The organism is Streptomyces niphimycinicus, from assembly GCF_018883605.1.
Lineage (GTDB): Bacteria > Actinomycetota > Actinomycetes > Streptomycetales > Streptomycetaceae > Streptomyces > Streptomyces niphimycinicus.
In genome coordinates this window covers 1-9,174 of sequence record NZ_JAHLEM010000270.1, presented here as the reverse complement: position 1 = coordinate 9,174, position 9,174 = coordinate 1, and the positions used below count along the sequence as shown (strand labels likewise).

Here is a 9,174-nt window from a genome sequence, read left to right as displayed (position 1 = left end):
GGCACCCGCCCCGCTCCCGGAGCCCGAGCCCTCCGCCCACCCGACGCCCGCCCCCACCCAGCCGGAACGGCCCCGCTCCGCGCTCTGGCGCTTCCTGGCGAGCCTGCGCCGAGGCTAGGGGATGGATGGTCCGGGCGGAGCGTGACGCCTGCGGCGGGCTGTTCCCCTCCCCGCCCCTTCCCGATGCTCCAGATGGGTAGTTCTGGGATCGACAGTGGTGGTAACGCAGCAGGTCAAAGCAGTCTCGCACCCCTTGCGCTCCCCCCGGGGCATGGAGACGAATACGACGGTAGGGGTCGGCGTCACTGAGACGCTGCGCGGGGTCCGGTGTATCCGGCTGTCAGTGCGGACGGACGAGACCACCAGCCCGGAGCGGCAGCGGGAGGCCGACGACATAGCGGCGGCGACGCTCGGTGTCGACTTCGGCGGGGCAGCGGGGTCCGTGAGGCTGTGGACCTGGATGTGAGCGCGTCGAAGGTCGGTCCGTTCGATCGTCCGCAACTCGGCGGATGGCTCGCCCGTCCCGATCCTCACTCGTGAGGAGTTCGACCAGGTGGCCGCGCTGTTCGCGTCCCAGTCCCGTGCCGAGGGGGCTGCGCAGCGCAGCGACTGTGGCGCGCTGCTGTTGCGCGTCATCCACTGTGAGGGGTGCGGCGGGCGGATGTACCTCAACAAGTCGTCGGGCAACTTTGGGTGTGCCTCCTACAAGTACGGGACGCACTGCCCGCCTAAAACGGCAGCTAATCCCTGATCCATGATTCCCCGTTCGCATTGTCCTGTCGAGCATCGAAACCCCCGTTCCCGCCCACCATGGCAGGTGCGGGGGCTTCAGCCTCTCACCGGCTACTTGGCTTGCGATTTGCCAGCGCGGGAATTGCGGCGATGGAGTCAGAGGTAAGGCGTTCCCAGAAGATTCCGGGCGGACGTGGATGGGGTGGACACTCGATAGTTTCATCTGGAGTAACAATAAGGTCCACTCGAAAGTCGTGTTCGGACTCGGGTAGCTCTTCTTTCACGACTTGGAGAGGGTGAACCGTAGTCGCGATAAGTGTGTTCGGGCCGATGAGGCCAGCTTCCTGCAATAGGGCTACTTCAATATCGGAGTATCCGGCGCCTTTCCCTAGCCGTACACCCTTTGAGTTAACGGCAACACTTCCGCACACGATCAAGTCAACGACCGGCATCTCATGCACGCCTACCGGCTGTGCGACTCTTGCTGCTGTTCGCCGTTCGGCGGCTTCGATCGGCGGAATGCTGAGACTTTCAGGGTCCAAGAGGTAGAAAGGATTCTCCGTCGCCAGCTTCGGCGATGCCATATAAATCCGTTTGCCCTCTTGGAGCGCCCGAGCACGTACAGGCAACTGGGCTTTGTCTGGAACCGCCTTGATGACGCTTGCAGTCTGCCAGGCAAGATGTTCAGCGAGACGGGCAGCGGCAGAGTCCGCACCGATGAAAGAAGGGATACGGCCCGTCACGTCCCCGTGCGTGGGCTCCAGTCGAGCCCAGACGCGTTCGCGGACGGCTTGTTTGGCATGCTGAACTTGCGCCCTATTCATCGATGCCTCTTTCTGCTTATGCGGATGCAATGAGATTCAGAAGCCGGTCATTGAGTTCATGTACTGCCGGGACGGCTCGCCATGGTTGCAGTTCACGACCTGCCTGAAAGATGAGGTTCAGCCCGCCGCCGCCACGGTTACGTTCTACAACGTCAATCGCTTTGCCGAGCGTACCCGCAGCTTCGTCTACCTTCCTTTGTCGAATGTACGCAAGAGTCAGATTCCCCAGGGCGATAGCATGAGATTTTGACCCCTCACGCAACTCTTTAGCTGTGTCCTCCAGGACTGTCTGCGCGCGAGTAGTTTCATTTAGGAAAAGAAAGCAAGACCCAGTCAATCGCCCGAACTGCCCAGGAGAGAACATCGACACGCCAGCATCGTTGGTGCTAACTTGACTGAAATGCCATTCGGCGTTTCTCAATGCTTTTTCGCAGTCTCGGCGTTGCTGCAACATCGCGTAAGCCTCGGCCGTGTGTAGCGCAGCCAGTCCCGCAAGAACATGGCTGGTATTCACAACCGTGTCGGCGGAGCGCTGTGCAATTTCTAGACCGGTACGCGGATTCTTCTCGCCATATAGGGCAACAAAAGAAGTACGCAGTAAGGCCAGCCCCTCGGCAACGGGGTCGTGTAATTCGCGTGCCGCCTCGGCAGCTTGAGCGAAGTAAGCGCGAGGGGTGTCGTGGTCGGTCCTCCCCGAAGCATCCCAGACCAATTGCCCCATTAACGTGGAGGCTTCCGCCTGTGCGGCATAGAGGTCTCGGCGAACAGCATACGTGGTCGTGTGAGTATGCCAGTACGCGAGTTGCCCTAAATGCTGCCCGATTTCGGCGATTAGCGCCGTAGACGGCTCAGTGGCATAGCGCGCGTCCAGGGTTTGCACTTGTTGCCGGAGTTCAGCCACCGCCAATAGGTCAAGGCTTCCGGGGTTCTCCTGCACGTACTGAGTACGCGCTTTGGCCTGGGAATCAGTCACAGCCTCGACGGTAGTGCCGGTGTTGGTGGTTCCGTCAATGTCATTTGGGGAACCCTCCCATGGCCGTTTCGGTAGTCCGAGCATTTCGCCGGGAATGCCGAAGCCGTCGGAAATACGTTCGATCACTTGTTGGCTGCGTACGCCACGGACACCCCGGATGATGTCGCTCACACGGGAACTCGTCATTTTGCCGATGGCGGCGGCCATGGCCGCATGGCTTGAGCCTGTACGCCTGTTGACGAGGCGGAAGATCTCCTGGAAGTTGCGGGTAGCGCATGCCCGCTGCATGGCCTCGCTCCCGAGGAGCGTGTCGGGAATCGTCAGCGGGTAGCCAGCGCGTTGCGTCTCGCGTTCGTCCATGGCCCACCTAGCAGGGACGGAGGTGATCTCCCCAGGGTAGTCCCCGGTTCCTCGCAACGGGGTTCCCCAAAGTCGCTTGCGGGGTTCCCCATTCGCGGTTCTCTCGGAGGTCTGCCGCCTCGAAGCTCATGGAACACGTGCAGTGCGCCCCAAAGGGTGCCCCCGCGACGGGCCAACGTCCGGGGGCGCGGGCCACCTGTACACATGAGAGAAAGGACAGGCAGCCGTGCGCAAGAGTAGCCACGATCACCCGAACGTGGGGATGCTGGTACGAGATACGGCCACCGACCGCCTGGGTAGCTACATGGGCCGGGGCGAACCATGCTTAATGCTCGGGCCCCAGCACGGTGGCAAGGAATGGCAGGCACGCCCGGAAGACCTTCGCCCGGCAGAGGTGAGCCGTGCCTGAGCGCGAAGTCTCCGAACACCCCCGCGCCGCTGACATTGAGCAACTTCAAGCCGCGTACCTCATGCACCGGACCGAGTGCCAGACGTGCACGCCCGACCAGTCGTGCGACATAGCGCGACGGCTGGAAGAGGCACGACGTGCGGCAGGGGTGTCATGAGTGCGAATTGTGCGGAGTGCGCCCGCCTGGAGCGCGAGAAGGAAGAGGCGCGTCAGGCGGGGGACCTGAGCAAGGTCACCGACTGTGCCGTGTTACTCAAGCGCCACCCCGACCACAGCAAGAGGAGCGCTCTCTGGAAGGGGGGCGGGCATGAACCGGGCCACGTACCGTTTCCGTGAGTTCCAGCTCATCCCCGACACCGAGCCTGACGCCGAACCGATCACATTCGCCATGCAGTGCGCGGTGTGCGAGCAGACCGGGGAGCCCGGCGACGAGCAGGCCGCCGCGCACGCATGGGCGACCGGCCACCTGAAGGCGAACCCGGAGCACTTCACCTATCGGGAGATCAACACCCGCCCCTGCCGGTTCGAACCGGGAGCGTGGCAGTGACGCGAACCATCCTTAAAGGCTCGGACCTGGTGCTCAGCGCCGAACGCGCCCAGGGAGCGCCGGACGGGATCTATCTCGCCGAATGCATGACGTGCCCCGCCACGTCGGGGCGGGTGGACAGCGACCCCGGGCCCGTCGCGCGCTGGGCCATCCTCCACACTCAGCAACAAGGGCTGAATCACGGTCAGTTCCTCGTGACCGTTGAGCGTCACTGGCGCGTGGACCCCATACGGCCCCAGGACGGACATGGCACGGCTATGCCGCCCCCGGCCCGCAGCGCCGGCCAGGCGCCCGCCACGCACCGCGCCCCCGGACGCTGGGGTGCCTGCTGGCAGCCCGTCGAGGCGTGGCTGGGGCGATTCGCCGGACCGCTGGTCCTGACCACGTTCATCGTGGCCGCCGGACTCGGCGGCTACCTCATCGGGACCGGCCAGGACACCGGCTGACCCGCTGATGACGCCCGCACGGCCGGGGACGCTCCCCCGTAGCCTCCAGTCGCGCGGGAACGGTGGCTCTCCCGACCGGACAAGCCCCGAGCCCGATGGGCAGACGTGCCCACGCCGAGCGGACGCGCTTGAGGCTCCCGCCCCGGTCCGCCCCTTCACCGGAGCGCCGCGCACCGCGCGGTGAGAGCGCCACCAACCAGCCCCGTCCCCGACTGATCACGACCGGGGGCGGGGCACTTCCATGCCCGCTGACCTGCCGGTATGCTCCAGAACACTTACTTACGAGCATCGGGGCTTCCCGAAACTGGGGCTCCGCCCCAGACCTCGGACTGGAGCTGCGCCCCTGGACCCCGGGTTGGGGCTGTGTCCCCAGGGCCCGGGTCTGGGTTGCGCTCCAGGGCCTGGGTCGGGGCTGTGCCCCCAGAGCCCGGACTTGGGGCTGCGCCCCCGGACCGAGGCTGTGCCCCAGAGCCGGGGTCCAGGGGCGGAGCCCTTGGTAGCGGGAAGGGGCGGGGAGGGGACAGATCCGCCGGACACCCGTAGGCGTCCGCGCCCAAGCTCGGCGCGTAACCCCCTTGTGCTGGACCGCCGGCCCGTAGTCCGCTGACCTCCATGAGGAGCATGAGGGTCATGAGCGCTATGAGGAAGCCGAGCCTCGCCACGCTGGTCGCCGCCCTGGTGGTGGGCTCCCTCTGTGCGGGCGCACCGCGACCGCGGGCCGAGGCCGCCGAGGCCGGCGGCGGCATGTCGTCGCCGCCGACCGCTTCCCCCGCCGAACTCGGCGTCGATCTCGACACCGTGACGATCCCCGAACTCCAGGCGCGCATGGCGGGCGGCTCGCTGAACTCGTCGGCGCTGACCAGCGCCTATCTGCGGCGGATCAAGGACATCGACCCCACGATCCACGCGGTGCTGCGCACCGACCCGACCGCCCTGCGGCAGGCGGCCGCCAGCGACGCCAGGCACCGGCACGGCGCCACCCGTGGCCCGCTCGACGGCATCCCGGTCCTGCTCAAGGACAACGTGAACACCCGCGGCCTGCCCACGACCGCCGGATCGCTGGCACTGGCCGGCAGCCCGCCGGACACGGACGCCGACCTGGTGACGCGGCTGCGCGAGGCGGGGGCGGTGATCCTCGGCAAGACCAACCTGTCCGAGTGGGCCAACTTCCGCGCCGCGAAGCCGACGTCGGGGTGGTCGGCCGTGGGCGGGCAGACCAACAACCCCTACGTACTCGACCGGAACCCGTGCGGTTCGTCCGCCGGTTCGGGCGCCGCGCTCGCCGCCTCGCTGGCGCAGGTGGCGATCGGTACCGAGACCGACGGCTCCATCGTGTGCCCGGCCGGGATGAACGGGGTGGTGGGCCATAAGCCCAGCCTCGGCCTCGTCAGCCAGGCCGGAGTGGTCCCGATCTCCGCCGAGCAGGACACCGCAGGGCCCATGGCGCGCAATGTGATCGACACCGCGCTCACCTTCTCGGTGCTCAGCGACGACCGCACCGCGGCCGGGCCGACCGACCCCGGCGCGCTGCGCGGCAAGCGGATCGGCCTGTGGCGGCTGCCCTCGCTCGGTCCGGAGGTGGACGCCGTGATGACCCGGACCGCGAAGCGGCTGCGTACCGCGGGGGCCGAGGTCGTCGAGGTGACGCCGCCGTATCAGCAGCGGCTGACCGAGCTCGAATTCCCGGCCCTGCTGAGCGAGTTCCACCGGGACATCGACGCCTACCTCGCCACCCGCGAGGGGCCGCGCGACCTCGCCGAGCTGATCGAATTCAACCGCGCCCACCCGGCGGAGCAGACCTGCTTCGCCGGTCAGGAGCTGTTCGAGCAGGCCCTGGCCGCACCTGCCACCACCGACCCCGAATACCGGGCCATGCGCGCCGAGTTGAAGGATCTCTCCCGGCGTTCCATCGACGAGACCATGGCCGCCCATCACCTGGACGCCATCGCCTCGCCGACCAACCCGCCCGCCTGGACGACGGATTGCGCACGGGGCGACAACGACGTGATCCCGTCCTCGACCCCCGCGGCGGTGGCCGGATATCCCTCCCTGTCGGTGCCCGCCGGGTTCGTCGACGAGCTGCCGGTGGGCCTGCTCCTGATGGCCGGTGACCACGAGGACACCGAGCTTCTGTCGCTGGGTGCCGGGGTGGAGCGGCGACTTCACGCCTGGCGGGCGCCGCGCTATCTGCCGACGGTGGGGACCGGCGCCTCCCGCTGAGGTGTCCAACCCGTGGCGTCCGGCCCCGCGGCACCGGCCGGACGCCACCGTTCACCAAGGAGATCGGGACATCTTCCGCCGCACCCGAACGGGCGTCGGAAAGTCTGCCCCAACGGCCACGGATTCTCGCGCTAGTGTGCGCGCGTGAGCCTTCATGTCGTCATAGGATTCGGGCCCGCCGGAGCGGCCACCGCTCGGCTACTGGCCGAAAAGGGCCATTCGGTACGGGTCGTCACCACATCGGGCCGAAGCCCTGAACCGGGCATCGAGCATGTCGCGCTGGACGCGACGGACAGCGCACGACTGACCGAGGCCGCGCAGGGCGCGGCCGCCATTTACAACTGTGCCGCACCGCCCTACCACCGCTGGGCGAGCGACTGGCCCCCGCTGGCCTCGTCGCTCTGCGCGACCGCCGAGGCGACCGGGGCCGTCCTGGTCATCCTGGGCAACCTCTACGGCTACGGCCCGGTCGAGGGCCCCATGACCGAGGAGCTGCCGCTCGCGGCGAGGGGCACCAAGGGGCGGGTGCGCGCCGCCGTGTGGGAGCAGGCGCGGGACCTCCATGAGCAGGGCCGGATCAAGGCGGTCGAGGTGCGGGCGTCGGACTTCTTCGGGCCCGGAGTGACCGACGGCGGGCATCTGGCCGCGCGGGTCATGCCAAAGGTGCTGCGCGGCAAGCCGGTCTCCTCGCTCGGGGACCCGGACACCCCGCACAGTTGGAGCTATATCCCCGATGTGGCCGCCGCCCTGGCCGAGGTCGCGGGCGAGGAGCGGTCCTGGGGCCGGGCCTGGCACGTACCGACGGCGCCCGCGCGGTCCACCCGGGAGATGGTCGACCGCCTCGCCACGCAGGCGGACACCGGGCCGGTCGCGGTGCGCAGGCTGCCGTCCGCCGTGCTCTCTCTCGCGTCGCTGGCCTCCCCGCTGCTGCGCGAACTGAAGGAGGTCCGCTACCAGTTCGACGCTCCCTTCGTCATGGACGCGAGCGCCTACGAGGCCGCGTTCGCGGTGCGCGCCACCTCCGTCGACGAGCAGGTCAAGGCGACGGTCGAGTGGTGGCGTGAGCGACTGTCCACCGCCGGGTGACATCCGTGACAGCGAAGGGATCCCCAGTGGGTTCAGCGGCAACGCGGCGTGATGACGTCGCGATCGTGGGAATGGCCTGCCGGTTCCCGGGGGCGCGCAACGTCAACCAGTACTGGCGGCTCCTCAACGAGCCGCGGGCGCAGTTCACAGCCGTCCCCGACGCGAGGTGGCGCACCGCCACCTTCCTCAGCGACAACTTACGTGACTCGTCCGCGGCCTATACGGACACCATGGCCCTGCTGCCGGACGTGGGCCACTTCGACGCGGCGCACTACGGCATCCCGCCACGGCGGGCCAGATCGATGGATCCGCAGGGCCGGCTGCTGATCGACCTGGCCCGGGAGGCGATCCAGGACGCCGGATGGGAGGCCGAGGGCTTCGACCGCGAGGAGACCTCGGTGATCACGGCGCTCACCGAGAGCGGCTACCGCGAGCTCAGCACCATGCAGATCCGGATGCGCCAGCTCACCGGCGGCGAGTTCGGGGCACGGGCGAGCGACCCCCGGTGGCCGGAGGCGGTCCGCGCGGTGGACGGGCTGCACGGCTCCTCGGTGGCCGGGCTGCTGCTCAACATGGGCCCGAACACGGTCAGTTCGGTCTTCGATCTGCACGGCGAGAGCTATGCGCTGGACTCCGCCTGCTCCGGTGGACTCATGGCCGTGGCCAACGCCGTCTTCGCACTGCGCGCGGGCCGCTGCCGGATCGCGCTCGCCGGCGGCGCCCAGCTCATCCTCGCCCCGGACCTGCTGGTGGGGCTGTGCCGGATCGGCGCCATCTCGCGCAGCGGCAGATGCCTGCCGTTCGGCGCGGAGGCCGACGGCTTCGTCCTGGGGGAGGGCGCCGGGGTCCTGGCGCTGCGCCCGCTGGCCGACGCGCTGGCCGCGGGTGACCGGGTCTACGCGGTGATCCGGGGCGTGGGCACGGCCAACGACGGGACGGTGCAGGGCGGTATGCACCCCCAGGCGGCCGGTCAGCTCAGAGCCCTGCGCCGGGCCTACCGCGACGCGGACCTGGCCCCGGAGGCGGTGGGATACCTCGAGGCGCACGGCACCGGGACCACGGTCGGCGATCCGGTCGAGGTGGGCGTGCTGCGGGAACTGCGGGGCGAGCGGGGCGCACCAGCCTTCCTCGGCGCGGTGAAGGCGGTGGTCGGGCACGCGCTCAACGCCGCGGGGATCGCCGGCCTCGTCAAGACCGTGCTGGCCGTGCACCGGGGGGTGATACCGCCGCAGCCGGACTTCGACCTGGCCGACCGCTCCGGACTCGACGCCGCGCGGCTGACCGTCCCGACCAAGCCGACCGGCTGGCCCGAGCCCGGGCAGCCGCGCCGGGCGGGGGTGAGCGCCTTCGGCTTCGGCGGCACCGGGGTCCATCTGGTGGTGGAGGAGTACGCCACCGCACCGGCCCGCCCCGCACCGGACGGCGGACCGCATCTGCTGGTGCTCAGCGCCCGCGACCGGGCCGGGCTGGCCCGTTACGCCCGGGAGCTGGCACACACCCTCGCCGATGACCGGCCGCCGCTGGCCGGGGTGGCGGACACCCTGGCCCGCCGGGCCCCCCTCGCCGAACGGCTCGCC

General features: G+C 68.8%; 7 protein-coding genes and 1 pseudogene. 6 read left to right on the top strand and 2 right to left on the bottom strand.

The genetic code is table 11. The annotated features are described in order from the left end of the window. Positions 1–271 precede the first annotated feature (271 nt). Positions 272–528: pseudogene (locus KN815_RS52280) on the top strand (recombinase family protein); the annotation flags it as partial. A 308-nt stretch (positions 529–836) separates the two neighbouring features. On the opposite strand, the gene KN815_RS23920 reads toward KN815_RS52280, so the two are convergent. Together KN815_RS23920 and KN815_RS23915 are read right to left on the bottom strand one after the other, a co-directional pair. Continuing rightward, positions 837–1,556, bottom strand: a complete 720-nt coding sequence (locus KN815_RS23920) for a 5-formyltetrahydrofolate cyclo-ligase (protein WP_216343990.1) — start codon at positions 1,554–1,556, stop codon at positions 837–839. 16 nt (positions 1,557–1,572) lie between these two features. Continuing rightward, a complete protein-coding gene (locus KN815_RS23915; RefSeq protein WP_253209203.1) occupies positions 1,573–2,889 on the bottom strand; it encodes an NsdA family TPR-like regulatory protein in 1,317 nt (438 codons plus the stop codon). Between the two features lie 716 nt (positions 2,890–3,605). Between KN815_RS23915 and KN815_RS23910 the strand changes: the two genes are divergently transcribed. The 5 genes from KN815_RS23910 to KN815_RS23890 all read left to right on the top strand — a co-directional run. Continuing rightward, on the top strand, positions 3,606–3,845 hold the full coding sequence (locus KN815_RS23910) for a DUF7848 domain-containing protein (RefSeq protein ID WP_093470651.1): 240 nt from the start codon (positions 3,606–3,608) through the stop codon (positions 3,843–3,845). Further along, positions 3,842–4,291, top strand: coding sequence for a DUF7848 domain-containing protein (locus KN815_RS23905; protein WP_216343989.1), 450 nt, complete (start codon positions 3,842–3,844; stop codon positions 4,289–4,291). The genes KN815_RS23910 and KN815_RS23905 overlap by 4 nt, the downstream gene beginning before the upstream one ends. Positions 4,292–4,930: 639 nt before the next feature. After that, positions 4,931–6,511: an amidase family protein gene (locus tag KN815_RS23900; RefSeq protein ID WP_216343991.1), complete on the top strand. Its 1,581-nt coding sequence runs from the start codon at positions 4,931–4,933 to the stop codon at positions 6,509–6,511. A 144-nt stretch (positions 6,512–6,655) separates the two neighbouring features. Next, on the top strand, positions 6,656–7,597 hold the full coding sequence (locus KN815_RS23895) for an NAD-dependent epimerase/dehydratase family protein (RefSeq protein WP_216343988.1): 942 nt from the start codon (positions 6,656–6,658) through the stop codon (positions 7,595–7,597). A 26-nt stretch (positions 7,598–7,623) separates the two neighbouring features. Further along, positions 7,624–9,174 (top strand): polyketide synthase (locus tag KN815_RS23890; RefSeq protein ID WP_301184626.1); only part of this gene is annotated, 1,551 nt, incomplete at its 3' end.

Coding starts and splice junctions, on each gene's coding strand:
- KN815_RS23910 (WP_093470651.1), top strand. CDS start 3,606: ATGAACCGGGCCACGTACCGTTTCCGTGAGTTCCAGCTCATCCCCGAC.
- KN815_RS23915 (WP_253209203.1), bottom strand. CDS start 2,889: ATGGACGAACGCGAGACGCAACGCGCTGGCTACCCGCTGACGATTCCC.
- KN815_RS23920 (WP_216343990.1), bottom strand. CDS start 1,556: ATGAATAGGGCGCAAGTTCAGCATGCCAAACAAGCCGTCCGCGAACGC.
- KN815_RS23900 (WP_216343991.1), top strand. CDS start 4,931: ATGAGGAAGCCGAGCCTCGCCACGCTGGTCGCCGCCCTGGTGGTGGGC.